The organism is Cupriavidus cauae (assembly GCF_008632125.1).
GTDB classification, from domain to species: Bacteria; Pseudomonadota; Gammaproteobacteria; order Burkholderiales; family Burkholderiaceae; genus Cupriavidus; species Cupriavidus cauae.
The window spans coordinates 12,637-36,592 of sequence record NZ_VWRN01000002.1; the positions used below are offsets into that span (position 1 = coordinate 12,637).

Here is a 23,956-nt window from a genome sequence, read left to right on the forward strand (position 1 = left end):
GCCCGGACAGGCCGGGCATCTTCCAATCGGTCGGCGCTCAGGCCGCGGGCTTCTTCAGCTGCAGCGCCTTGTACTCGAGGAACTCCTCCAGGCCGTACTTGCCGGCCTCGCGTCCATTGCCCGACTGCTTGTAGCCGCCGAACGGCGCCATCATGTTGAAGGGGCCGCCATTGATATCGACCTGGCCGGTACGGATGCGGCGCGCCACGCGAATCGCGCGCGCCTCGTCGCCCGACCACACGCCGCCGCCCAGGCCGTAGACGCTGTCGTTGGCGATGCGCACCGCGTCTTCCTCGGTGTCGTAGCAGATGATCGACAGCACCGGGCCGAAGATTTCTTCCTGCGCAACGGTGGCCTTGGGATCGACGTTGCCCAGCACGGTCGGCTGCACGAAGAAGCCCTTGTCCAGGCCGGCCGGCGGCTCGGTACCGCCCGCCACCAGTTCGGCGCCCTCGTTGAGCCCGCGCTGGATGTACCCCGTCACGCGGTCCTTCTGCGCAGCCGAGATCAGCGGTCCCAGCTTGGTGGTCTCCTGCAGCGGATCGCCGACGGTGAAGCCCGCCACCACCTTCCTGACGATCTCCTTGACCTCGTCATAACGGGCGCGCGGCACCAGCATCCGCGTATGCGCCGAGCAGGTCTGGCCGGAGTTCAGGAAGCAGGCGTTGATGGTGCCCTTGACCGCCGCCGGCAGGTCGGCGTCGTCCAGGATCACCGAGGCGGACTTGCCGCCCAGTTCCAGCGCGACGCGCTTGACGGTCTGCGCGGCCAGCTCGGAGACGCGCTTGCCGGCGCGGGTCGAGCCAGTGAACGACACCATGTCGACCTCGCGGTGGCTGGCCAGCACCTCGCCGACCACCGGACCATAGCCCGTCACCAGGTTGAACACGCCCGGCGGCAGTCCTGCGGCCTCGATCACCTCGGCCAGCACGAAGGCGTTCAGCGGCGCCACCTCGGACGGCTTGAGCACCACCGTGCAGCCCGCGGCCAGCGCGGGCGCAACCTTCAGCGTGATCTGGTTCAGCGGGTAGTTCCACGGCGTGATGGCGGCGACCACGCCGACCGGTTCGCGCACCACCAGCGAATTGCCGACCTCTTCCTCGAAGGTGAAGGACTCGACCAGCTTGGCCGCCTGGCTCCAGTTGAAGACCGGGCCGCCGACCTGGATCGCGCGGGCCAGCTTGATCGGCATGCCCACCTCGGCGGCGATCAGCTGCGCCAGCTCCTCGGTGCGCGCCTTCAGGCCCTCGGCGATCTTGCGGATATAGTCGGCGCGCTGCTGCGACGGCGTGGCGGCCCAGCCGTCGAAGGCGGCGCGGGCCGCCTGGATGGCGTCCTCGGCGTCGCGGGCATGGCCCTCGGGAATCCGCCCCATCACCTCCTCGGTGGTGGAATGGATGACGTCGATCTGGCCGGTGCCGTGCGGGGCGACCCATTTGCCATTGATAAAGAGTTTGTCTCGCTGTTGCATAGCCACAATTCCTCGGTGAGCCGTCAGGCGTGAAACCCTTCGGCGTTTCCAACCTGATTCAGGTGTTTCAGGGCGTTTGCCGTTGTTATCAATCTTTTCTGTGCCGACATTGTAGAGCCGATTTTGTCCGGCGATATCGCTTCGCCGCCCGGCACACGGCCGCCGCTCGCCAATATCCCGCCGATAATCGCGCGCGGTACCGCTCGCCGGCCATGAAAAAAGGCCGCAACGCGTCGATGCGTTGCGGCCTTCTTGCGGCCTTTCGTTCGCCAGCCTGCCCGCGGTGGCGGGCGGTGAGCAGCAGGCGTGACAGAAACCGTCAGCCGGCGATACCCTGCGACTCCAGATATTCGTCGTAGGTGCCCAGATAATCGGTCACCGTGCCGTCGGTGCGGATTTCGATGATCCGCGTGGCCAGCGCGCTGACGAATTCGCGGTCGTGCGAGACGAAGATCAGCGTGCCGGTGAACTTGTCGAGCGCGATCTGCAGCGACTCGATCGATTCCATGTCCATGTGGTTGGTCGGCTCGTCCAGCGCCAGCACATTATGGCGGCCCAGCATCAGCTTGCCCCAGATCATGCGGCCCTTCTCGCCGCCGGACAGCACCTTGACGGACTTCTTGATGTCGTCGGCCGAGAACAGCAGCCGGCCCAGCGTGCCGCGCAGCGACTGGTCGTCGTCGCCGGCCTGCGTCCACTGGGTCATCCAGTCCATCAGGTTGGTCTCTTCCGGGAACTCCTCGTAGGTGTCCTGGGGCATGTAGCCGACGTTGGCGTTCTCGGCCCACTTGACGGTGCCGTGATCGACCTCGATGCCGCGCTGCACGCCCGTCTGCACCGCGCCGTCCAGCAGGCAGCGCAGCAGCGTGGTCTTGCCCGCGCCGTTCTCGCCGATGATGGCGACACGCTCGCCGGCCTGGATCGACAGCGACAGGTTGTTCAGGATCTGGCGGTCGTAGGCCTTGCTGATGTTCTCGGCGGTCACCGCCAGGTTGTGCAGCTTCTTCTCGAACTCGAAGCGGATGAACGGGTTCTGGCGCGACGACGGCTTGATGTCCTCGACCTTGATCTTGTCGATCTGCTTCAGTCGCGAGGTGGCCTGGCGGGCCTTGGACTTGTTGGCCGAGAAGCGGCGCACGAAGTCCTGCAGTTCGGTGATCCGCTCCTTGGCGCGCGCGTTGGCGGCCATCTGGCGCTCGCGGGCCTGCATCGACGCTTCCATGTAGTCGTCGTAGTTGCCCGGGTAGACCTTCAGCGTGCCGTAGTCCATGTCGGCCATGTGCGTACAGACCGAGTTCAGGAAGTGGCGATCGTGCGAAATGATGATCATGGTGGAATTGCGCTCGTTGAGCACATGTTCCAGCCAGCGGATCGTGTTGATGTCCAGGTTGTTGGTCGGCTCGTCCAGCAGCAGCACGTCCGGATTCGAGAACAGCGCCTGCGCCAGCAGCACGCGCAGCTTCCAGCCCGGCGCGATATTGCTCATCGTGCCCTGATGCTGGTCGGTCGGGATGCCCACCCCCAGCAGCAGCTCGCCGGCGCGCGCCTCGGCGGTGTAGCCGTCGTACTCGGCGTACTTGGCCTCGAGCTCCGCGGCCTTCATGTAGTCTTCGTCGGTCGCTTCCGGGTTCGCGTAGATCGCGTCGCGCTCCTGCGCCGCCGCCCACATCTCGGTATGGCCCATCATCACCACGTCGAGCACGCGCATGTCCTCATAGGCGAACTGGTCCTGACGCAGCTTGCCCAGGCGCACGCCCGGTTCCAGCACCACGTTGCCGGCGCTCGGCTCCAGGTCGCCGCCGAGGATCTTCATGAAGGTGGACTTGCCGCAGCCGTTCGCGCCGATCAGGCCGTAGCGGTTGCCCTCGCCGAACTTGACCGAGATATTCTCGAACAAGGGCTTGGGGCCGAACTGCATGGTGATGTTTGCGGTAGATAGCACGTCGAAGAACCTTTTGGAATGCGGTGTAGCGGTGATGGCGGCCGGTGAAGGGGCCCGGTGGACGCGACAGATCGGCGAAGCCGCCGAAGGCGTGCCGCATGGCGCGGCGGGCTGGGCCAACGGAGCGACCGTGGCACGTGGCCGGACAGGCCTGAGCCCTTCACCTCGCGAAGAATCGGAGATTTTACCATTCCTGGCGCAATCGGGCGCGAGGATGGCGGCGGGTCGGGATGCCGGCCTGCGATCGGATCCTGCGGTGGGATCCTGCGGCGGATCCTTCAATCGGATGCTGCGATCCGGGCCGGGCCCTCAGCGGGGCGCCCACACCGCGCGCTCAGGCCGCCCCGACAAGCAGCGGATGCCCCGACATCGTCAGCGTGAAGCCGTCCGCCGAGGCGCGCAGCACGCCCTGCCCGCCCACCGGCAGCGTCAGCTTGTGCGTGCAGTGGCCGAACGGCAGCCCGGTGAGGATCGGCACCGGCAGGCGCTCGCGCAGATAGGCCACCACGGCCGGCAGATCGTAGCCGTTGTCATAGTCGCTGACGCGGTAGCTGGAGAAGTCGCCCAGCAGGATGGCGCGCTGGGCGCCCAGCACGCCGGCCTGCTCGAGTTGCAGCAGCATGCGCTCGACGCGGTAAGGCGGCTCGTTGACGTCCTCGAGGAACAGGATGCCGCCGTCGACCTGCGGCAGGTACGGCGTGCCCAGCAGGCTGCACAGCATCGCCAGATTGCCGCCCCACAGCGTGCCCGCCACCTCGCCAGAGAACGGCTGGCCGCCTTCCTGCGGCGCGTCGATGTCGACGGTATAGGACGAGGCGCGCAGCAGCCCTTCGAAATGCCGCCACATATAGGGGTCCACCGGCTCGGCGCCGAAGTCGGCCAGCAGCATCGGGCCGGCCAGGCTGATGCCGCCCGCCCTGGCCAGGTACGCCAGCTGGAAGGCCGTGAAATCGCTGTGGCCGACGATCGGCGTGGCCGCGCGGCGGGCCTGCGCGGCGATGCGGTCGAAGTCGATGCGCGGCAGCAGACGGGCCATGCCGTAGCCGCCGCGCACCGCCAGCGTCAGCGCGCCTGGCGCGCCCATGCCGATGCCATGCAGGTCGGCCAGCCGCTCGTCGTCGGTGCCGCCGAAGCGCTGATGGCGGCGGTCCAGCACCTCCGGGTTGGCAACGTGGTAGCCGTGCGCCCGCAGCCAGTCGCAACCGCGGGTGGCGACGGCCATGTCGTGCGGATAGCCGGAGGGAGCGATCAGGCGGACTTCGATGGGCGCGTTCATGCGTCGGTCTTTCCCTGCGAATCGGATGACGGTTCGGCGCCGGGCGCGGCGCTGGGCTCAGCGCTGATGAACTCGGTGCTGGTGGGCTCGATGCTGGTGGGCGCGATGCTGGGCTCGGCGCCGGGGCCAACGCCACGCTCGATGCCCAGCGGCGCGGTGGCACGGTCCGCCTTCTGCGCGCGTCGCCGCGCCCGGAAGAAGTCGCGCAGCAGCTGGCCGCATTCGTCGGCCAGCACGCCGCCGCGTATCGTGGTCTGGTGATTGAGCCGCACCTCGGCGAACAGGTCCAGCACGCTGCCGGCGGCGCCGGTCTTGGGATCGGTCGCGCCGAATACCACGTGGCGCAGCCGCGCGTGCAGCATCGCCCCGCTGCACATCGCGCACGGTTCCAGCGTCACGTACAGCTCGCACTCGGGCATGCGGTAGTTGCCGACCACCTGCGCGGCCGCGCGCAGCGCCTGCATTTCGGCATGCGCCGACGGATCGCGCGAGCGGATCGGCAGATTGTGGCCGCGCGCGATGATCGCGTCGTTCCAGACCACCACCGCGCCCACCGGCACCTCGCCCGCGGCTTCCGCCAACCGGGCCTCCTCCAGCGCGGCGCGCATGAAGCGCTGGTCGCGCTCGTCGGCCTGCGGTCCTTCGAAGGGCGGCGTGGCGGCGGCGGTGGACGATGGCGGCGGCGTGTCGGTCATCGGCGCGTCGGTGGCGAATTTGGTGGTGAGTTGAGGCAGCGGGTCGGCGTTGAATCGGCGTTGAATCGGCGTTGATTTGGTGCTGACTGGCGGCAAGTTTGCGGAGAGTTTGCGGCGAGTTTGCGTCAATCAATTCCGCGAGACGCCGGAACGCCCTCAGTCCTGCGCCGGCGCCACGGCGGGCGCGGTCACCTCGGCCCAGCAGTTCGGCGTCTCGAACAGCACCAGCCGGGTCAGCTGCAGATGATGCCCGAAGCAGTCCTTGAACACCGGCGCCAGCATGTCGAAGGCGATCTGCGCCAGGTTCTCGACGGTCGGAATCGCGTCGAGCACCACCGTCTTGTGCCCCTCCATGCCGCGCAGGAATTCGAGCAGCGCGGTGTCGCCGCGATGGATCAGGAAGGCGTGGTCCCACTTGTCGACCAGATGCCGGTTCGCCAGCGCCTTGATGTCGCCAAAGTCCAGGATCATGCCCTCGTCCGCCGCGCCCTCGCGATGCAGCACCTCGCCCGACAGCGTCAGGTCGAGCCGATATCGGTGGCCATGGATATTGCGGCATTGGCCGCCATGGTTGGGGATGCGGTGGCCGGCGTCGAATTCGAGACGGCGCGTGATCGAGACTTGCTTGTTCATGAAGACCGGTGCCGGGACCCGTGCGGCAGACGCCTAGCGGATGCCCAGCAGCTTGTGGGTTTGCAGCGAAAGGCGCCAGCGCGGATGGCGCTGGCAGAAATCGACGGCGAGGGCCGTATTCTCGCGCGCCAGCGGGCCGTCCATCGGCTGCACGAGGAAATAGCGGAAATCCAGCGCCTCGTATGCCGCGAAGTCCTGGCCGGGCTGCGGGATCACGACCTTGAGCTCGTCGCCGCGCGCGACCACCAGTTCGGCGCCCATCTTCGGGCTGACGCAAACCCAGTCGATGCCGTCCGGCACCGCGATCGTGCCATTGGTCTCGATCGCGATCTCGAAGCCCTGCGCGTGCAGCGCGTCGATCAGCGGCGCATCGAGCTGCAGCAGCGGCTCGCCGCCGGTGCAGACCACCAGCGGGCGGCCGCCCGCGCCTTGCGGCCATTGCGAGGCCACCTGCGCGGCCAGTTCCTCGGCGCTGCGGTACTTGCCGCCCAGCGTGCCGTCGGTGCCGACGAAATCCGTATCGCAGAAGCGGCAGATCGCCTGCTCGCGATCCTGCTCGCGGCCGGTCCACAGATTGCAGCCCGCGAAGCGGCAGAACACGGCGGCGCGGCCCGCGTTGGCGCCCTCGCCCTGCAGCGTGTAGAAGATTTCCTTGACGGCGTAAGTCATGCTTGCGGTCGGTTCGACCTGGAAGATTGGCGACGGGATGGTGCCCTGGCTGTCCCTGCCGGGCAGGGGGCGAATGCCGTGCGGCTGGCCCTGGCGGGGGCATTCCCGGTTGCGCGGGGAAACGCGACAGTATACCAAAGACGCCTTAATGCCGCAGGCGCATGGCCGGCGGCCGTTCCGCGACCTGGCCCGGGGCGTCGTCCTGCATCCGCGCCGCCAGGAAGTCCAGAAAGCAGGCAATCCGCGCCGACAGCTGGGTATTCAGATAGTAGACCGCGTGGATGGGCTGGCGCACGTCGAGCGTCTCGCGGGGAAACAGCTGCACCAGGTCGCCGCGGGCGCGGTCCTGCGCGGTCATGAAGTCGGCCAGGCACACCACGCCCTGGCCCGCCAGCGCCAGCTGGCGCAGCGTCTCGCCGCTGGAGGCGGACACCGCCGGCGTGATCTCGAACTCGTTGCCGGCCTCGTCGCGCAGCGGCCACCGGTTCAGGCTGTCGGGCTGCGTGAAGCCCAGCAGGCTGTGACGGGCCAGCTCCCCGACCGAGCGCGGCCGCCCGTGCGCCTTCAGGTAGGCGGGGCTGGCCAGCACGCGCAGGCGACTGTGGCACAGCGGCCGGGCATGCAGCGTCGAATCGCGCAGCGCGCCGATGCGGATCGCGACATCGGTGCGGTGCTCCAGCAGATCGATGATCTGGTCGCTGCTGTGCAGCTCCAGCTCGATCTCGGGATAGGCGCGGCGAAAGTCGTCGACCAGCGGCACCACCACATGGAGCATGAACGGCGAAGCCGCGTTGATGCGCAGCTTGCCGGCCGGCTTCTGCCGCCGCAGCGCGATCTGGTCCTCGGCCTGGTCGACTGCGCCCAGGATCGCGCGGGCGTGCGCCAGCAGCGCGGCGCCCTCCTCGGTCAGCTCGAGCCGGCGCGTGGTCCGCCGCAGCAGCGCGGTGGCGAGCTTGTCCTCGAGCCGCGCCAGCGCCCGGCTGACGCCGGACACGGTCTGGCCCAGCTGGTCGGCCGCGGCGGTGATCGAGCCGCTGTCGACCACGGTGACGAAGGCCAGCAATTCTTCCAGGGTCATTTTCATGGCGGGTTTTCCTGCGGTGCGGGGTTTCCTGCGGTGCCGATCGCGCCCGCTCCGGCCGGCCGAGGCTCCAGGCGGGGAGCCGGGCGACCCGGCATAGCGAGGCGGGATGCGAGATTGTTGACTGTGGATCAAATATTTTCTGCATATTAACGGATTAATCGGCAAGCCGGCCAGGATCACAATGCGTGCCATTCCGCTACTTGAAACCTGGAGGCCATCATGCCCCTCGCCTTACTCGCGCTGACGATCAGCGCATTCGCCATCGGCACGACGGAGTTCGTCATCGTCGGCCTGATTCCCACCGTCGCGGCCGATCTGAACGTGTCGCTCCCCTCGGCCGGCCTGCTGGTCAGCCTGTACGCGCTCGGCGTCGCCGTCGGCGCCCCGCTGCTGACGGCGCTGACCGGCCGGCTGCCGCGCAAGACCCTGCTGCTGTCGCTGATGGCGCTGTTTACGCTCGGCAACCTGCTGGCCTGGCAGGCGCCCGGCTACGGCTCGCTGGTGCTGGCCCGCGTGCTGACCGGCCTCGCCCATGGCGTGTTCTTCTCGATCGGTTCGACGATCGCGACCGGGCTGGTGCCGCGCGAGAAGGCGGCCAGCGCGATCGCCATCATGTTCACCGGCCTGACCGTCGCGCTGGTGACCGGCGTGCCGCTGGGCACCTTCATCGGCCAGCATTTCGGCTGGCGCGAGACCTTCCTGGCCGTCTCGGCGCTGGGTGTGATCGCCTTCGTCGGCAGCCTGCTGTTCGTCCCGTCGGGGATCCGCCATACGCCGCCCGCCTCGCTGATGCAGCAGGCCCGCGTGCTGGCCGAACCGCGCCTGCTGCTGGTCTATGCCAAGACCGCGATCGGCTACGGCGGCTCGTTCATCCCCTTCACCTTCCTCGCGCCGATCCTGCAGGACGTGTCGGGCTTCGACGCCGGCGCCGTCAGCCTGGTGATGCTGGTGTACGGCCTGTCGGTCGCCGCGGGCAATATCTGGGGCGGCCGCCTGGCCGACCGCCACGGCCCGATCCCGGCGCTGAAGACGATGTTCGTGCTGCTGGCCGCGGTGCTGCTGGTGCTGAACTTCACCGCGCCGCATCGTTGGCTGGTGGTGGCGACGGTGCTGGCCTGGGGCGCGGTCGCCTTCGGCAACGTGCCGGGCCTGCAGGTCTATGTCGTCAAGCAGGCCGAGCGTTTCACGCCGCAGGCGGTCGACGTCGCCTCCGGCCTGAATATCGCGGCGTTCAATCTCGGCATCGCCGGGGCCGCGTGGGCGGGTGGCCTGATCGTGACGCACCTTGGCCTGATGCATACGCCGTGGATCGGCGCGGCGGTGGTGCTGGTCGCGCTGGCGCTGACGGTCTGGAGCGGCCGCCTCGATCGCGCCGACGGCGTGGTCCATCGCGGTGGCGGCACCGCCGGCGCGATGTCGCACTGATCGGCCATCGGAGCCGGTCAGTCATCCGAGCTGGTCAGCGATCCTCACTGATTGCCCATCTGGGCCGATCGCCATCCGAGCCGATCGCCATCCGAGCGGATCGGCGATCCGAGCCGATCGCGCATCCGGGCCGATCCGTCATCCCGCAGTGCGTGGCGGCGCCGGCAAGCCCGCCGCCACGCGCGAAATCTGCACCGCTTCCCGGGCTTGCCGACCAAGGCTTCAAGCCTGTCTCCATCCCGCCCCGCGCATGTGATCCATGCCACCACGGCATGCAACTTGCGTTCCGCTAGCCCGTCTGCGCGCAAAGACAGAACGCCGGGCGACGCCCGGCGACATCACACATCTCGGAGAGACAGCATGAAAGCAACGACCTTGGCAGCGGCGCTCGCCTCCTGCCTGGCGCTGGCCGCCGGTGCGGCGCTGGCGCAAAGCGGCGGCAGCGGCAGCGGCGGCGGGACCGGTAGCGGGAGCAGCAGCGGTGGCGGCAGCGCCGGCACGGGAACGGGCAGCGGCACCAGTGCGACCGGTTCCGGCAGTGGCAGCACCAGCGGCAGCGGTGGCACCTCCGGCTATCAGTCCGGCGGCTCGGGCAGCAAGAGCGGCGCCAGCGCTCCGCGCGGGCGCTCGGGCAGCGGCAGCGGTGGCACTTCCGGCAGCGGCACCGGCGGGACATCGGGCAGCGGCGGCACCAGCAGCTCCGGCAGCGGTTCGACCGGCACCGGCTCTGGCAGCCCCGGAAGCCCCGGAAGCCCCGGCAGTTCGGGCAGCACGGGCACCTCTGGCTCGGGCGGCACCGGAACGGGATCCGGCGGCCTCGGTACCGGGGGCATGGGTTCCGGCGGCGCCGGTGGCTCGGGCGGGACCAGTGGCGGCTCCGGCGGTTCGGGCGGGGCCGGCGGCTCCAGCGGTCGCTAAGCCGGGCGGAAGCGCGCCGGCGACGGCGCGCCTGCAGCCATACCGAGGCGGTACTCGGGTGGTACTTCGCGCCCTGCTCACGCCCTCCTGACGCCTGACTCGGACTCTGCCCGGGCCTTGCTCCGACCCTGCTCGGACCCTACCCGCGCTCCACACGCGCCCCACACTTGCGCTCTGCCCGGTCCCTGCTCGGGCCGCACGCACGCCCGACATTCAAGCCGCGATCCGCTGCAGCACCTGCATCGCGTCGTACGCCTCGCGGCGCAGTTGCTCCAGATCCAGTCCCACGATCGCGCCATCCTGCACGACCTGGCGTCCGCGCACGAACACGTGGCGCACCGGCGTCGGCTCGCCTGCCGCCACCGGCGCGGCGGCGAGATCGTGAAAGCCGTGAAAGCGCAGGCCTTTGAGGTCGTAGATCGCCAGGTCGGCCGACTGCCCCGGCGCCAGCGTGCCGATCCGCGGCAGGTCCAGCACCGCGGCGCCGCCGGCGGTGCCCCAGTGAATCACCTCCTCCACCGTGGTCTGCGCGGCGCCGCCGACCGCGCGGTGCACCAGCCAGGCGAAGTTGGCCTCGTTGACCATGCTGCCCGATTCATTGGAGGCGACGCCGTCCACCCCGAGCGAGATCCGCACGCCGGCGTCGGCCAGCGCGCGCACCGGCGCCACGCCGCTGCCCAGCCGTGCGTTGCTGACCGGACAGTGCGCCATGCCGGTATCGGTCGCGGCCAGCATGCGGATCTCGTCGGGCGAGAGCGTGACCAGATGCGCGAACCAGACGTCGGGGCCGAGCCAGCCATGCTCGCCGACGAATTCCACCGGCGTGCAGCGATATTTCTCGCGGCAGAAACGCACGTAGTTGTCGGTCTCCGACAGATGCGTGTGCAGGCGCAGGCCGAGCCCGCGGCCGAACTCGGCCAGCTCGCGCAGCATCGCCGGCGGCAGCGAGAACGTCGGCGTGGTCGGCGCCACCGCGACGCGCCGCATCGCATCGCCGGCGGGGTCGTGATAACGCGCCTTCAGCCGCTCGATATCGGCCACCATCTCGTCGAGCGTCTCCGGCACCAGCGCGGTCTTCGACATGCCGGGATGATCGGCGGCCGACTGGATCGCGCCGCCGCGGCACAGCACCAGCCGCAGCCCCATTTCCTCGGCCACGTCGAACAGCAGGTCGCCGGTCTCGGCGCCATGGCCGTGGTGATAGAGGTAATGATGATCGGCGCAGGTGGTGGTGCCCGACAGCAGCAGCTCGGCCATGCCGAGCCGCACCGCGGCACGCAGCACCTCGGGCGTGAAGGCCGCCAGACGCGGATACGGCACCGCCGCCAGCCAGGCCTGCAGATCGGCATTGATGCCGGCGGGCACGGCCTTGAGCAGGTTCTGGAACAGATGGTGGTGCGTATTGATCCAGCCCGGATAGACCACGCAGCCCGTGGCATCGAGCACGCGTTCGCCCGGCAGCGGCGCGAGCCCGGCAGCGATCTCGGCGATGCGGCCGTCGCGGATGCGGATATCGGCCGCGCCGGCGCGCGCGGCCGGGCCCGCCTGGCCGGTCATCACCGCAGCGGCGCCGCGGATCAGCAGGTTGTCGAGCAGGTTCTCGCACGGGTTTTCGTTGATGCATTGGACTTCAGTCAAGATCAGATCTCCGGGGCATGTTCGCCGGCATGGGCCAGCGGTGCGTCACGGCCGGGCAGGCCGTTGAGCAGCAGGTTCAGGAAGACGGACACCACGCAGGCGATGATCACGCTGCTGTGCACGAACGGCTGCAGCGCTTCGGGCAGCTTCTCGAGCACCGACGGCATGATCACCGGCATCAGCGCGCAGGCCAGCGTGATGGCGACGATGGTCAGGTTCGAGCGGTTGTTCTCGTAGTCGACCTGACCCAGCGTCTTGATGCCCGCCGCGCCGACCACGCCGAACATCACCAGCGCGGCGCCGCCCAATGCGGCGGCCGGAATCGACGCGAACAGCGCGCCGATCTTCGGCACCAGCGCGACCGCGCACAGCAGCACGCCGCAGGTGGCGACGACCCAGCGGCTGCGCACGCCGGTCACGATCACCAGCCCCACGTTCTCCATGAACGCGATATACGGAAAGGCCGCGAACATGCCGCCGATGGCGCTGGCCAGCCCGTTGGCGCGCAGGCCGTTGGTCGCCTCGCGTTCGCTGACCGGGCGCTTGACCAGGTCCCCGATCGCGATGAACAGCCCCATCGACTCGACCATCTGCACCAGCATCACGATGGTCATCGTGACGATCGCGCCGATATCGAACACCGGCAGGCCGAAGGCGAACGGCTGCACCATCGTGAACCACGGCGCGCGCCGCACCTCGGCGAAGTCGCCCATGCCGAGCGCCGTGGCCACCGCCGCGCCGGCCAGCAGGCCAATCAGCACCGACAGATTGCGCAGGAACTCGCTGCCGTAGCGATTGATGGCCAGGATCAGCGCGACCACGCCGATCGCCACCGCGAAGAACACCGGCGCGCCGAACTGCGGCGCACCGCGCCCGCCGCCCAGCCATTGATAGGCGACGGGAAACAGCGACAGCCCGATCGCGGTGACGATGCACCCCGTCACCACCGGCGGAAAGAACTGCCGCAGCCGCCCGATCACCGGCGCCAGCAGCAGCGTGATGACGCCCGCGCCGATGATGGCGCCGCAGACGCCCTGGAAGCCCAGCGAAGGATCGGTGCCGATCGCGATCACGGGTCCGACCGAGCTGAAGGCCACGCCCTGCATGATCGGCAGCCGCACGCCGAACTTCCAGAAGCCCACGGTCTGCAGCAGCGTGGCGATGCCCGAGGTGAACAGCGCGGTGCTGATCAGCAGCGTGGTCTGCGCCGGCGTCATCTTCAAAGCGGCGGCAACGATCATCGGCACCGTGATCGCGCCAAGATAACTGACCAGCATGTGCTGGAAGCCCAGCGTGAGCATGGCGCGCGGCGGCAGCACCGCGTCGACCGGGTGTTGGGGCGAAGCCATTGTCGTCTCCTTGGTGGTGGCTGAAGGCGCTCGAAGCGGCGCCTGCAGCCACAGTAGCGGCCGCAGGTGGGCGGTCATAGCGCAATTGCGAAGGCGATAGGCGCAAAGCGCAGCGATGTGAGGCACGCGGTGCTGGTGCGTGCGGTGCTGGTGCGGGTGGTGCTGGTGCGGGTGGTGCTGGTGCGGGTAGCGCTGGTGCGGGTAGTGCTGGTGCGGGTAATGCTGGTGCGGGTGGAGCGACGGTGATGCGGTGGTGGTGCGATGGCGGTGCGATGGACATGCGATGGCTGCCCGAAGACGACCGCGATGCCGCCGAGCGCTGCGGGTTTGTCCCGGCTTTGCCGTCGGCAAGGGCGGCCCTTACGATAGCGCGCACCGCCGTTGCGGGTGCCTGTCATCGCATCCTCTGCTCCGCCCTTCCATGCAGCCGCCTTCCGACGTTTCCGCGCCCGGCCTTGGCGCCGTCCATCGATTCCATGCCAGCGAACTGCCGCATGTGGAAGCGCTGTGCGCGCGGCTGTTCGGACCCACGCGGGTGCGGCCGCTCGACGCGCGCGCGCCGCTGCATGTCGACGCCGAGCAATGCCATATCGGGCAGCTGTGGCTGGTCGATATCCGCTACAGCACGGCGATGGAGATCGAGCCGCAGCCCGGCAAGGATGAGTACGTGATTCAGACCACGCTGGCGGGCCATTGCGAGGCGCTCACCGACGGCCAGTCGCAGCATTATCCGCACGGCAGTACGCTGGTCGCCTCGCCGACGCTGCGCACGCGGCTGCTGCTCGATGAGGATTGCGAACGCTTCTGCGTGGTGCTGCGCCGGCGCGCGATCGAGCATGCGTTCCGCGAGCATTTCGGCTTCGAGCCGCCGGCGCCGATCGCGTTCGCGCCGCGACTGGCCAGCGATGATGGACTGAATGGCAATGGAGGGAATGGCCTGGCCGAGCGCTGGCAGGCGCTGGTCGGATATTTGCGCGCGGAGATGCGCACGCGCCGGGCTGGCGCCGCCAATCCAACCATCGACGCCAGCATCGAACATATGGTGGTGTCGACGCTGCTGTTCGACCAGTTCTCCGGCGACGGCGCGACGCTACCGCGGCGCTTCCAACCGACGCTGCCAGCCTATGTCCGGCGCGCGATCCAGTATCTGCGCCGCAATCTCGATCGCCCGATCACGATGCGCGAACTCGCCGACCATTGCGGCGTGTCCGAGCGCTCGCTGCAGGTGGGCTTTCGGCGCAGCAAGAACGCGACGCCGATGGAATATCTGCGGCTGCTGCGCCTGCAGGGCGCGCGCGACAGCCTGCTGCGGTCGCCGCAGCAGCCCGGCGCGGTGACCGCGATCGCGCTGCGGCACGGCTTCGCGCATCTGAGCATGTTCTCGCGTGAATATCGGCGCGAATTTGGCGAGCTGCCGTCGGATACCTTGCGCCGGGCGCAGTGTCGCGAAGGATAGCGGCGCCGAGAAATAGCGGCGCGGAGAATGGCGGGGCGACGGGTAGCGGCGCGGATAGCGGCGCTTATGCGGGGAGCGAAATGACGGTGATCCAGGGCGCCCTCCGCCCTCCGCCCTCCGCCCTCCGCCCTCCGCCCTCCGCCCTCCGCCCTACGCCCTACGCCCTACGCCCTACGCCCTACGCCCTACGCCCGCCGCCACGGCGTCGATGCGCCGCTACACCCTCGCCTCAACGTGCCAGGCAGATCCCCAGCATCGTCTGCAGCCGACCGCGATCCAGGTTGCGGCCGATGAAGACCAGCTTGCTGTCGCGCGGCGCGTCCAGCCACGGCTCGCCCGCATGCAGGTCGAGCTGCCGGTGCACGGCCTGCAGGACATGGCGCCGCTCGCTGCCGGCGACGGCGACGATGCCCTTGATGCGGAACAGGTCGTCCCCTTGCGCCGCCAGCAAGGCGCGGATCGCGCTGGCGAGACGGTCTCCGTCGAATGGCCGGTCGAACACCAGCGAAACCGAGGACACCGAGGGGTCGTGCCGGTGCGCGTGGTCATGAGCGTGGCCATGATCCTGGTCATGATCGTAGCCGTCGCCATGGTCATGGCCGCAATGTTCGTCGCAGACGTGGCCATGGTCGGCACCGTGGGGGGCGTGGTCGTGGTCGTGGTCGTGGTCGTGGTCGTGGTCGTGGTCGTGGTCATGCCCGTACTCGTCCTCGCTGTCGTCGAGCACCGCCATCCCCGGCGTAAACCCGCCGATCCCCAGGATCTGCCGCAGATCGACGCGCGCATAGTTCGAACGCAGGATCCGCGCGCCCTCGTTGAGCCGGCGCAGGCGCGCCTCCAGCGCGTCGACCGCCGCCGGATCGGCCAGGTCGGTCTTGTTGATGACGATGCGGTCCGCGGCGACGATCTGGTCGACCGCCTGGTTGTCGAAGCCGCGCAGCCGCGGGTCGTCCAGATGGCTTTCGATATGCAGCGCGTCCACCAGCGTCACCACCCCGTCGAGCGCGACCTCGCGCGCGACTTCGTGGTCCATGAAAAAGGTCGCCGCGACCGGCGTGGGGTCGGCCAGGCCGCTGGTCTCGACGATGATGTGGTCGAAGCGTTCGGGCTGCGCCAGCAGCTTCTGCAGGATGCGGACCAAATCGGTGCGCACGTCGACCACGCAGCAGATGCAGCCGTTGGTCATCTGGTAGATCTCCTCGTCCGAGCTGAGCACCAGATCCGAATCGACATCGACCTCGCCGAACTCGTTCTCGATCACCGCGATGCGGTGGCCGTGCCGCTCGGTCAGGATATGGTTCAGCAGCGTAGTCTTTCCCGCGCCGAGAAAGCCGGTCAGGATCGTCACCGGCACCGGCACGGCCGCGCGCTCGGCAGGATGTGCGGCGGCTTGCTCGGCGGTGGCCGGGCGGACCCCTTCCGATGCAAGGGACGTCAGGGACGTCAGGGACGTCAGGGAATCAAGGGACGTAAGGGCATTCATCGTGTCTCCTCCTGCGCCATTGCCGCTGGCATCGCGTCGGCGGGCGCGGGACGCATCCCCTGCCAACGCGCGACCAGACCGGCATGGTCGATATCGAACAGGTCGAGCGTGCGCCCGACGGTATGGTTGACCAGATCGTCGATGGTGCTGGGCCGGTGGTAGAACGCCGGCACCGGCGGCAGCACGATCGCGCCCATCTCGGTCACCGCGGTCAGATTGCGCAGATGGCCCAGATGCAGCGGCGTTTCGCGCGGCAGCAGCACCAGCCGGCGCCTTTCCTTCAGCATCACGTCGGCGGCGCGCGTGACGAGGTTGTCCGCGAGGCCATGCGCGATCGCCGCGAGCGTGCGCATCGAACACGGCGCCACTACCATGCCGGCGGAGCGGTACGAGCCGCTGGCGATGGTGGCGCCGATATCGCGCACGTTGTGCGCGACGTCGGCCAGCGCCTCGACCTCGGCGCGGCGCAGACCGAGCTCGTGCTGGATCGTCAGCCATCCCGACGGCGTCACCACCAGATCGGTGCGCCAGTCCGGCTGCTGCGCCAGCCACTGCAGCAGGCGCACGCCGTAGATCGCGCCGCTTGCGCCGGTGATGGCGACCACGAGACGCCGGCTCATGGGCGCCCCATCGCTTTGCCGAGCAGCCGCGCCGCGCGTGCCATCGCATCGTCGCCGATGCGCGCGCGGATGCCGTCGAACTGCGGGCCGCGCGTCGCATCGAGCCCCATGCGCGAGGTGGTGCCGGCGCCGGAGGCCGAAGGATCGAGCGCGCTGCCCGGCAGGCCGTCGACGACCACCACGTCCCGATGCGGCTGCAGATGCGTGGCGACCGCCCACAGCACCTCCTCGTCGCGCGTGATGTCGACATCCTCGTCGACCGCGATCACCGTCTTCAGGTACGGATCCCAGCCCAGCAGCCCCAGCATGACCTGGCGCGCCTCGCCGGCGCGCATCGGCTTGAGCGCGACATAGGCATGGAAATGCGTGCCCGAGCTCGGGTAGTGCACCGCGGTGACGCTGGGAAAACGCTCCTTCAGCTTCTCGACCATCTCGGACTCGCGCGGAATCCGCCCGAGGTTGAGGTGCTCGGCCGAATTGCCGCCGACCACGTCGATCAGCATCGCGTCGCGCCGGCGCAGGATCGTCTCGACGCGCAGCAGGTTGTTGGTCGAGCGGTCCGACGAATAGCCGGTGAACTCGCCGAACGGTCCCTCGTCGACGCGCGCCTCCGGATCGATCACGCCCTCCAGCACGATCTCGGCGCTGGCGGGTACCGCGATGCGATGGCGCGGCGTGCGCACGACCTCCAGCGGCGCGCCGAACAGGCCGCCGGCAACGTGGCGCTCGTCCACGCCGTACGGCAGGCGCGCCGCGCCAGCCAGCATGAACAGCGGATGCGCGCCGATCACCATCGCGACCGGCAAGGGCTGGCCGCGCGCGGCGGCCTGCTGCTGCATGCGCCACAGATGGCCGCGCGAATGCAGGCTGGTGGCGATGCCGGTGGCCGAATGCACCATCGAGCGGTGATAGCTGGCGTTACCGATGCCGGTCTCGGGGTCCTGCGCGATCAGGATCGCGTTGGTGATATAGGGACCGCGGTCGGTGGCGAAATGCCGGATCGCCGGGATCGTGCGCAGGTCGATGCCGTCGGTCTGCACGACCTCCAGCACCGGTCCGCGGTCGACCTCGCGCGGCGGCACCAGGCGGCGGCTGCGCGCCTGGTATTCCGCATGGATGCCGTCGGCACCGACGCCGAGCAGCCGGCCGACGCGCTGGCGCGAGGCGAACACATTGGTCACCAGCGGCGCGTCGAGTCCGCGCACGCGCTCGAACACCAGCATCGGATGGCGTCCCTGCGCGGCCAGCTGCCAGACCACGGCGGTCGCATCCTGGTCCGCGCCGATCTCCTCGCCGATCACCAGCACATCGTCGGGATGCGCGGCGCGATAGGCCGCCAGAAAGTCGCGAAAGTCCTGCGAGGACGAATAGCGCCCGGGAGTGAGCCCGGGAGTGATCCCGGGATGGAGCCCGGAACCGGGCCCCGAATTGAGCGCCGAATTGAGCCCCGAATTGAGCCGCGATGTCATCGATCTCTCCTTGTCACGCCGGCCGGGCGGCGCACGCTGGCGCTGCCCGGCCCGGACGCGTTGTCGGCCCGATCAGCGGCCCGTTCAGCGAAGACCGGCGTAGGTGTCGGTCAGGCGGGCCTGCGCCTCCTCCATCGTGCGCGGCGGCGGCGTGGTCTCCAGGCCGATCAGGCGGGCGATGTTGTTGCCCATGTAGTCCTCGAGCCCGTCCTCGTCCAGGTCCATGCCCTGCGGCGCGGGGCCGCACAGCATCTCCAGCTCGCGCAGCCACATGCCGGGCTCGTTCGGCGGCGTGTCGGTGCCGAACACGATCTTGTTGCGCGGCAATTGGCGGGCGAATTCGACGATGCGCGACTGGAAGCACCAGCCCGATTCGCAATAGACATTGGGCGTGTCCATCGCCATCCAGAACGCCTCGAACGAATAATTGCCGCCGGTCTGGATGCCGAAATGGCCGATGATGAAGTTGACCATCGGGAATTCGCGGATGATCGGATAGAACATCGTCGGAATCGTGTACGGCCCGTCGCCGGTATGGATCAGCACCACGACGTTGTACTTGGCACACATCTTCAAGGCGGGCCGCAGCCAATCGAGCGCGCGGTCGGGACGATAGCCGTGCATGTTGGCATGCAGCTTCATCATTTTGAAGCCGTATTCCTTGACGTGGTATTCGAGCTCGAGCGCGCCCTCTTCCGGGCCCCAGCGCGGATTGAAGGTGAAATTGCCGATGAAGCGGTCCGGATATTTCTGGCACAGCTCGGCCACATAGGCCATGTAGTCGCGCACGCCTTCGCGGCCGCGGCGATTGCCGTCGCGATAGCCGGTATTGCCGGGCGGCGGCTGGATAAAGCCCATATCGATGCGGCGCGGCTTGCCGTTGATGATGTAGGGGCCGTCCATCATCTTGAGCAGGCGCTCGCCGGTAAACGGTTCGCCGGTATGGCGCCAGGCCTCGTCGACGAGGTTGGTGGGATGCAGATGGGTGTCGATGATCATTGCAGTGGCTCCGTGCGGGGCTGCGTGGTCTGGAAGCGGTCGTGGGCGGGGATCGGGCGGCGATGAGAGCGGCATGCGGGCCGCCATCGGTGCGCCATCGTCGCGCCATCCGAGCGCCATCAGGTCGCCATCAGGTCGTCATCAGGCGGCGAGCCTGGCGCGGGCCTCTTCGACCGTGCGCGGCACCGGCGTCGGTTCGAGGCCGATCATCCGCGCGACGTTGTTGCCGAGGTAGTCCTCGAGCGTGTCCTCGTCCAGATTGAGCCCCTGCGGCGGCTCGAAACACAGCACCTCCAGCAGGCGCAGCCACATGCCCGGCTCGTTCGGCGGCGTATCGGAGCCGAACAGGATCTTGTGCCTGGGCAACACCTTGGCGAATTCGACGATGCGCGACTGCAGGCACCAGCCCGATTCGCAATAGACGTTGGGCATGTCCATCGCCATCTGGAACGGCTCGAAGCAATAGACGCCGCCGGTCTGCACGCCGAAGTGGGCCATGATGAAATTGACCGTCGGGAATTCCTTGATCATCGGCACCCATTCGGTCGGGATGCTGTAGGGACCGTCGCCGGTATGCAGCTTGACCAGCACGCCCAGTTCCGCGCATTTCTGCAGCGCAGGACGCAGCCAGTCGAGCGCGCGGTCGGGCCGATAGGCGTGCATATTGGCCTGGAACTGGACCATCTTGAAGCCGAGCTTGCGCACGTAATGGTCGATCGCATTGACGCCGTTCTCGACGCCGCAGCGCGGGTTGTAGACGAAGCAGCCGATGAAGCGGTCGGGATATTTGCGCACCATCTCGACCGTGTAGGCCATATAGGCGTCGATCGATTCGCTGCCCGACCTGGTGCCGTCGGTCCAGGTGTAGATGGTGTTGCCTTGCGGCGGCTGGATGAAGGCGCGATCGATGCGGCGCGGCTTGCCGTTGATCAGGAATGGGCCATCCATCATCTGGATCAGGCGCTCGCCGGTGAAGGGCTCGCCATCGTGCCGCCATGCCAGATCGACCAGATTGGTCGGATAGCAACTGGTGTCGATGATCATGCGGGAGTCTCCTCGCAATGCTGCAGGTTGAAGGCATGCGGGACCGGGCCGGTCGTTGCCGACGGGCCGGGCGCGCGTTGCGTTCGGGAGCACTGTCGAGGGAAGCGTTGGAAGAATGCGCCACCGACGGTACTCCGTCAGTGAGCAATCTCCAGTTGAACGATCGCGGCATTGCGCCGCTGCTTGTTCAATCGACCGCTTCTACCCACGGCGCCTTTATACCGCCGCGGAAATTCGGATGTCAAGCGGGAAGCGTGGACGCGACGTTGCCGCGCCCGACCTTCCCCCGACCGCTCGATCGCGCTCGCTCGCTCGATCGAGTCGGTCAATCGATCGATCTGTCGTTCGATCGGTCCGGTCGTTCGATCGATCAGGCGTTGGCGCCGTTATCGATCGTCCAGGCCGCGCCGGTCACGGCCTGCGCCTCCGGCGAGGCCAGCAGCGCCACGACCGCGGCGACCTCATCGGGCGAGGCATAACGCTGCTGCCCCGCCATCAGCGAGCGCTGCCAGTCCGCATGCGGGCCATCGGGCGGGTTCATGTCGGTGGCCGTCGAACCGGGGTGCACCACATTGACCGTGATGCCGCGCGGACCGAGATCGCGCGCGAGGCCCTGCGTCATGCCGACCAGCGCCGCCTTGCTGGCGCTGTAGATCGACATCCCCTGCCCCGGCACGCGCACCGCCAGGCTGCTGCCGATCGAGATGATGCGACCGCCATCGGGCATCACCTCCGCCGCCGCCTTGATCGCGACGAAGGCGGCGCGCACGTTCACGGCCATCGTGGCGTCGAAGTCGTCGACGGTCAGTTCGGCCGGCGAGCCCGCGCGGAAGATGCCGGCGTTGTTCACCAGGATATCGATCTTGCCGAACTGGGCGGCCGCGCGCGCCACCGCGTCGGCCACGGCCTTCGGATCGGTGTTGTCGGCGCGGATTGCCAGCGCCTGCCGTCCGTGCGCGCGCACCTGGGCGGCGACCTGTTCGGCCTGCTGCTCCGAGCTGGCGTAGGTCAGCGCAACGTCCGCGCCGTCGGCCGCCAGGCGTCGCGCGATCGCCGCGCCGATGCCCCGGCTGCCGCCGGTAACCAGTGCCGTTTTTCCTTGCAGGGATGCCATGTCTTGCTCCTTGAACGTGGTGTTCAACGTGATCTTTCGGTTCGCCGGTCCGTCGCCCGACGGGCTGCCTGACCGGCATCGTGCGTTCCACCTACAATCTGTACTTATCGGTACAAATTTAAAGCGAATTATTGGCACGTTGTCGCCGACGGTCAAGGGATTTACTATCCGGTCAGTACAGAATTCACCGTTCCATCCATGAGCCAACGAGGAAGACCCCGCGCCTTCGACCGCGACACCGCCCTGCAGGCCGCCATGCGCGTGTTCTGGGAGCGCGGCTACGAACAGGCGTCGCTGAGCGAGCTGACGGCCGCGATGGGGATCAACCGCCCCAGCCTCTATGCCGCCTTCGGCGACAAGGCGCAGCTGTTCCGCGAGGCCACGGCGCTGTACCAGCGCACCATGAACTTCACCACCCCGGCCCTGGCGCGCCCCACCGCGCGCGCGGCGGTCGAGGCGATGCTGCGCGACAACGTCGACGCCTATTGCGACCCGACGACCCCGCGCGGCTGCCTGGTGGTATCGGTGGCCGCCGCCTGCCCGGACGACGACAGCGAGATGAAGACCATGCTGTCGAGCAAGCTGCGCACGGTCGGCGAGTCGGTACGCCAGCGCCTGAAGCAAGGCGTCGAGGCCGGCGAACTGCCGGCCGACACCGACGTCGGCGCCCTTGCCGCGTATTTCGAAACGGTGCTGCAGGGCCTGTCGATCCAGGCCCGCACCGGCGCGTCACGCCAGCGGCTGCATCGGGTGGTGGATTGTGCGATGCGGGTGTGGGATGGCCTGCAAGCGGGGCAGCAGGAACCCGCCTCAGCGCCCACACTGGCGCCCGCGCCGGCACGGCGGCGCGGCAAAGCGGCCGCGCCGTGAGGCTGCCGGTCCCTCGCCCTGCCTTTTCCACAGATGTCCTGGATCTGCCGGGCGCCAACACCAGAAGCGCGCCGAATCACCCCGCCGCATCGCGTGGGAATCGCATGCCGCGCGCCAGCAGCATGGCGGCCAACGCCGATAGCGCCACCACGGCTGCGGCGGCGTGCCAGCCCCAGGTCTCGATGGCCGCGCCCACGGTAACGGGCCCGACCACCTGCCCCAGATTGCTGCCCTGCATCAGCAGGCCGACCACCACCGGGACCAGCGCGGCGGTCGGTGCCACCACGGGCGCGCTCGACAGCAAGGTGGCCGGAATCAGACCGCCCACCGCCGAGAACAGCAGGCACAGCAGGAAGGTCGGCACATCGCCGAACACCGGCAGGAAGATGCCGAGCGCGGCCAGCCCCATCGTCAGGCAGGTGCCGCCAACCAGCACGGGCCGCGACACGCCGCGCGCCAGCAGATAGCCGGCCGCCAGATTGCCGATCATGTTGGCGCCGATCGCGAGCGCGGTCAGCAGCCCCACCATGCGGTGCGAGGCGCCGATCCGCTCGATCAGCAGCACCGGCAGGAAGCTGAACAACGCGAAGAACATCAGGCTGTAGAGCGCGAAGCAGGCGGCCAGCCGCAGCGGCTGCGAGGCGCGCAGCACGGCCGCCATATCGGCGCGCATGCCGGCAACGCCGCGCGACGGCGACGGCGACGGCGATGGCGATGGCGTTGGCGTTGGCGTTGGCGTTGGCGTTGGCGTTGGCAACTGCGACTGCGACCGCGACTGCGACTGCGACTGCGACTGCGACTGCGACTGCGACTGTGACGGCGACGGCGACGGCGACCGGGACTGCGATTGCGATTGCAATGGCGACTGCGACTGCCATTGCGATTGCGGTGACCATTGCGATTGCGATGGCGATGATCGATGCGTCAATGCCTGCCACCGCGCGCAGGCGGGTATCGCGAGCCGCGCCGCCGCCATCGCGACGACGGCCAGCGCCGCGCTCCCCCACCAGAGTCCGCGCCAGTTGCCGAACAGCGGACCGGCGAGCATCGCCAGCGCCATGCCGGCCGGCATGAAGCAGCTCCACAGCGCAAAAGCGAAATCGCGGCGCTGCAGCGGCACCACGCGTTGCAGCACCGCGGGCCCGGCCACCGCGATCAGCAGGAAGCCCAGCCCTTCGACGAAACGCGACGCCATCAGGGCCGGCAGCGTCGGCGCCAGCGCGCCGGCGCAGGCGCCCACCACCACCGCGAGCAGACCGCCCAGCAAGACCCGCCGGTCGCCGAAGGCGGGCACCAGCGCGCCGGCCGGAATCCCGCCCAGCGAGCCGAGCACCGCGACGATCGCCATCAGCCAGCCGGCCTGCGCCAGGGTCGCGCCAAGGTCAGCCTGCAGCATCGGCATCGCGATCGCGGCCTTGCCGACCTGCAACGCCGCCACGACCCCGGCGCCGACCACCACCGCCACGGTCAGCCACATCGCAGCCTGGCTGGACGGCGCGGCGGCCATCGGCGCTGCCTCGCCGGAAGGTGCGGCGGCCATCGGCGCTGCCTTGCCTGACGGCGCTGGCGCTATCTGCGCCGTCTTGCCTGACGGCGCAGGCGTTATCTGCCCCGTCTTGCCGGACGGCGCGGCGGCTACCGGCACCGCCTTGCCCCGCCCTTCGCCGGCGGCCCATGCCCGCCCTCCGTCCGCACGATCCTCCGCCCGATCGTTCACACAATCCGTCATCTCGTTCCCCTGCACCGAACCTAGCGATGTCGCACAGCATTGCATCGGCGGCACATCGACGGAAGTGATATA

Annotated in this window: 20 protein-coding genes; 4 read left to right on the forward strand and 16 right to left on the reverse strand. The window is 68.8% G+C overall.

The genetic code is table 11. From position 1 onward, the window contains the following. Window positions 1-37: 37 nt before the first annotated feature. From F1599_RS00075 to F1599_RS00105, 7 genes are all read right to left on the reverse strand, one after another. A complete protein-coding gene (locus F1599_RS00075) occupies window positions 38-1,471 on the reverse strand; it encodes an aldehyde dehydrogenase family protein (RefSeq protein ID WP_150081497.1) in 1,434 nt (477 codons plus the stop codon). A 319-nt stretch (window positions 1,472-1,790) separates the two neighbouring features. Further along, window positions 1,791-3,413, reverse strand: coding sequence for an ABC-F family ATPase (locus F1599_RS00080; RefSeq protein WP_150081499.1), 1,623 nt, complete (start codon window positions 3,411-3,413; stop codon window positions 1,791-1,793). 334 nt (window positions 3,414-3,747) lie between these two features. Then, complete coding sequence (gene ldcA, locus F1599_RS00085; protein ID WP_150081501.1) at window positions 3,748-4,689, reverse strand: muramoyltetrapeptide carboxypeptidase; 942 nt, start codon at window positions 4,687-4,689, stop codon at window positions 3,748-3,750. After that, entirely contained in the window at window positions 4,686-5,384 is a 699-nt protein-coding gene (gene tadA, locus F1599_RS00090) for a tRNA adenosine(34) deaminase TadA (protein ID WP_223819397.1), read from the reverse strand. Before tadA ends, ldcA begins: the two co-directional genes overlap by 4 nt. Window positions 5,385-5,540: 156 nt before the next feature. Further along, window positions 5,541-6,017: a 6-carboxytetrahydropterin synthase QueD gene (gene queD, locus F1599_RS00095; RefSeq protein WP_149318970.1), complete on the reverse strand. Its 477-nt coding sequence runs from the start codon at window positions 6,015-6,017 to the stop codon at window positions 5,541-5,543. Window positions 6,018-6,050: 33 nt separating this feature from the next. Next, on the reverse strand, window positions 6,051-6,686 hold the full coding sequence (gene queE / locus F1599_RS00100) for a 7-carboxy-7-deazaguanine synthase (protein WP_150081503.1): 636 nt from the start codon (window positions 6,684-6,686) through the stop codon (window positions 6,051-6,053). A gap of 145 nt (window positions 6,687-6,831) precedes the next feature. Beyond that, window positions 6,832-7,770, reverse strand: coding sequence for a LysR family transcriptional regulator (locus F1599_RS00105; RefSeq protein ID WP_150081504.1), 939 nt, complete (start codon window positions 7,768-7,770; stop codon window positions 6,832-6,834). 219 nt (window positions 7,771-7,989) lie between these two features. Here F1599_RS00105 and F1599_RS00110 point away from each other — a divergent pair, with 219 nt between their 5' ends. Together F1599_RS00110 and F1599_RS00115 are read left to right on the forward strand one after the other, a co-directional pair. Further along, window positions 7,990-9,195, forward strand: coding sequence for an MFS transporter (locus F1599_RS00110; protein WP_150081505.1), 1,206 nt, complete (start codon window positions 7,990-7,992; stop codon window positions 9,193-9,195). A gap of 360 nt (window positions 9,196-9,555) precedes the next feature. Next, a complete protein-coding gene (locus F1599_RS00115) occupies window positions 9,556-10,113 on the forward strand; it encodes a hypothetical protein (RefSeq protein WP_150081507.1) in 558 nt (185 codons plus the stop codon). A 213-nt stretch (window positions 10,114-10,326) separates the two neighbouring features. On the opposite strand, the gene F1599_RS00120 is transcribed toward F1599_RS00115, so the two are convergent. After that, window positions 10,327-11,751 (reverse strand): amidohydrolase family protein, encoded by a 1,425-nt coding sequence (locus F1599_RS00120; RefSeq protein ID WP_223819398.1) that lies wholly within the window; start codon window positions 11,749-11,751, stop codon window positions 10,327-10,329. Between the two features lie 2 nt (window positions 11,752-11,753). After that, on the reverse strand, window positions 11,754-13,100 hold the full coding sequence (locus tag F1599_RS00125) for a nucleobase:cation symporter-2 family protein (protein ID WP_149318975.1): 1,347 nt from the start codon (window positions 13,098-13,100) through the stop codon (window positions 11,754-11,756). 421 nt (window positions 13,101-13,521) lie between these two features. On the opposite strand from F1599_RS00125, the gene F1599_RS00130 reads away from it, so the two are divergent. Further along, entirely contained in the window at window positions 13,522-14,556 is a 1,035-nt protein-coding gene (locus F1599_RS00130) for an AraC family transcriptional regulator (RefSeq protein ID WP_150081509.1), read from the forward strand. A gap of 229 nt (window positions 14,557-14,785) precedes the next feature. Here the strand turns inward: F1599_RS00130 and F1599_RS00135 are convergent, their stop codons facing one another. From F1599_RS00135 to F1599_RS00160, 6 genes are all read right to left on the reverse strand, one after another. After that, complete coding sequence (locus F1599_RS00135) at window positions 14,786-15,916, reverse strand: CobW family GTP-binding protein (RefSeq protein ID WP_150081610.1); 1,131 nt, start codon at window positions 15,914-15,916, stop codon at window positions 14,786-14,788. Window positions 15,917-16,035: 119 nt separating this feature from the next. Then, the gene (locus tag F1599_RS00140; protein ID WP_150081511.1) at window positions 16,036-16,659 is read right to left on the reverse strand and encodes a UbiX family flavin prenyltransferase; all 624 of its coding nucleotides are present in this window, start codon (window positions 16,657-16,659) and stop codon (window positions 16,036-16,038) included. Then, complete coding sequence (locus F1599_RS00145; protein WP_223819399.1) at window positions 16,656-18,128, reverse strand: UbiD family decarboxylase; 1,473 nt, start codon at window positions 18,126-18,128, stop codon at window positions 16,656-16,658. Before F1599_RS00145 ends, F1599_RS00140 begins: the two co-directional genes overlap by 4 nt. A gap of 84 nt (window positions 18,129-18,212) precedes the next feature. Beyond that, window positions 18,213-19,127 (reverse strand): amidohydrolase family protein, encoded by a 915-nt coding sequence (locus tag F1599_RS00150; protein WP_006578677.1) that lies wholly within the window; start codon window positions 19,125-19,127, stop codon window positions 18,213-18,215. Window positions 19,128-19,268: 141 nt separating this feature from the next. Continuing rightward, entirely contained in the window at window positions 19,269-20,171 is a 903-nt protein-coding gene (locus F1599_RS00155) for an amidohydrolase family protein (protein WP_006578676.1), read from the reverse strand. A gap of 370 nt (window positions 20,172-20,541) precedes the next feature. Next, window positions 20,542-21,285 carry an SDR family NAD(P)-dependent oxidoreductase gene (locus F1599_RS00160; protein WP_149318978.1) on the reverse strand — a complete coding sequence of 248 codons (744 nt, stop codon included), beginning with the start codon at window positions 21,283-21,285 and terminating at the stop codon, window positions 20,542-20,544. Window positions 21,286-21,483: 198 nt separating this feature from the next. On the opposite strand from F1599_RS00160, the gene F1599_RS00165 reads away from it, so the two are divergent. After that, window positions 21,484-22,155: a TetR/AcrR family transcriptional regulator gene (locus F1599_RS00165; RefSeq protein WP_190286267.1), complete on the forward strand. Its 672-nt coding sequence runs from the start codon at window positions 21,484-21,486 to the stop codon at window positions 22,153-22,155. A 76-nt stretch (window positions 22,156-22,231) separates the two neighbouring features. On the opposite strand, the gene F1599_RS00170 is transcribed toward F1599_RS00165, so the two are convergent. Then, window positions 22,232-23,695 carry an MFS transporter gene (locus F1599_RS00170; RefSeq protein ID WP_190286268.1) on the reverse strand — a complete coding sequence of 488 codons (1,464 nt, stop codon included), beginning with the start codon at window positions 23,693-23,695 and terminating at the stop codon, window positions 22,232-22,234. Window positions 23,696-23,956: the final 261 nt, after the last annotated feature.

Excerpts from the sequence above, each read along its gene's own strand:
- F1599_RS00075 (WP_150081497.1), bottom strand. The coding sequence starts at position 1,471 with ATGCAACAGCGAGACAAACTCTTTATCAATGGCAAATGGGTCGCCCCG.
- ldcA (WP_150081501.1), bottom strand. The coding sequence starts at position 4,689 with ATGAACGCGCCCATCGAAGTCCGCCTGATCGCTCCCTCCGGCTATCCG.
- tadA (WP_223819397.1), bottom strand. The coding sequence starts at position 5,384 with ATGACCGACACGCCGCCGCCATCGTCCACCGCCGCCGCCACGCCGCCC.
- queD (WP_149318970.1), bottom strand. The coding sequence starts at position 6,017 with ATGAACAAGCAAGTCTCGATCACGCGCCGTCTCGAATTCGACGCCGGC.
- queE (WP_150081503.1), bottom strand. The coding sequence starts at position 6,686 with ATGACTTACGCCGTCAAGGAAATCTTCTACACGCTGCAGGGCGAGGGC.
- F1599_RS00105 (WP_150081504.1), bottom strand. The coding sequence starts at position 7,770 with ATGAAAATGACCCTGGAAGAATTGCTGGCCTTCGTCACCGTGGTCGAC.
- F1599_RS00110 (WP_150081505.1), top strand. The coding sequence starts at position 7,990 with ATGCCCCTCGCCTTACTCGCGCTGACGATCAGCGCATTCGCCATCGGC.
- F1599_RS00115 (WP_150081507.1), top strand. The coding sequence starts at position 9,556 with ATGAAAGCAACGACCTTGGCAGCGGCGCTCGCCTCCTGCCTGGCGCTG.
- F1599_RS00125 (WP_149318975.1), bottom strand. The coding sequence starts at position 13,100 with ATGGCTTCGCCCCAACACCCGGTCGACGCGGTGCTGCCGCCGCGCGCC.
- F1599_RS00130 (WP_150081509.1), top strand. The coding sequence starts at position 13,522 with ATGCAGCCGCCTTCCGACGTTTCCGCGCCCGGCCTTGGCGCCGTCCAT.
- F1599_RS00140 (WP_150081511.1), bottom strand. The coding sequence starts at position 16,659 with ATGAGCCGGCGTCTCGTGGTCGCCATCACCGGCGCAAGCGGCGCGATC.
- F1599_RS00145 (WP_223819399.1), bottom strand. The coding sequence starts at position 18,128 with ATGACATCGCGGCTCAATTCGGGGCTCAATTCGGCGCTCAATTCGGGG.
- F1599_RS00150 (WP_006578677.1), bottom strand. The coding sequence starts at position 19,127 with ATGATCATCGACACCCATCTGCATCCCACCAACCTCGTCGACGAGGCC.
- F1599_RS00155 (WP_006578676.1), bottom strand. The coding sequence starts at position 20,171 with ATGATCATCGACACCAGTTGCTATCCGACCAATCTGGTCGATCTGGCA.
- F1599_RS00160 (WP_149318978.1), bottom strand. The coding sequence starts at position 21,285 with ATGGCATCCCTGCAAGGAAAAACGGCACTGGTTACCGGCGGCAGCCGG.
- F1599_RS00165 (WP_190286267.1), top strand. The coding sequence starts at position 21,484 with ATGAGCCAACGAGGAAGACCCCGCGCCTTCGACCGCGACACCGCCCTG.
- F1599_RS00170 (WP_190286268.1), bottom strand. The coding sequence starts at position 23,695 with ATGGCCGCCGCACCTTCCGGCGAGGCAGCGCCGATGGCCGCCGCGCCG.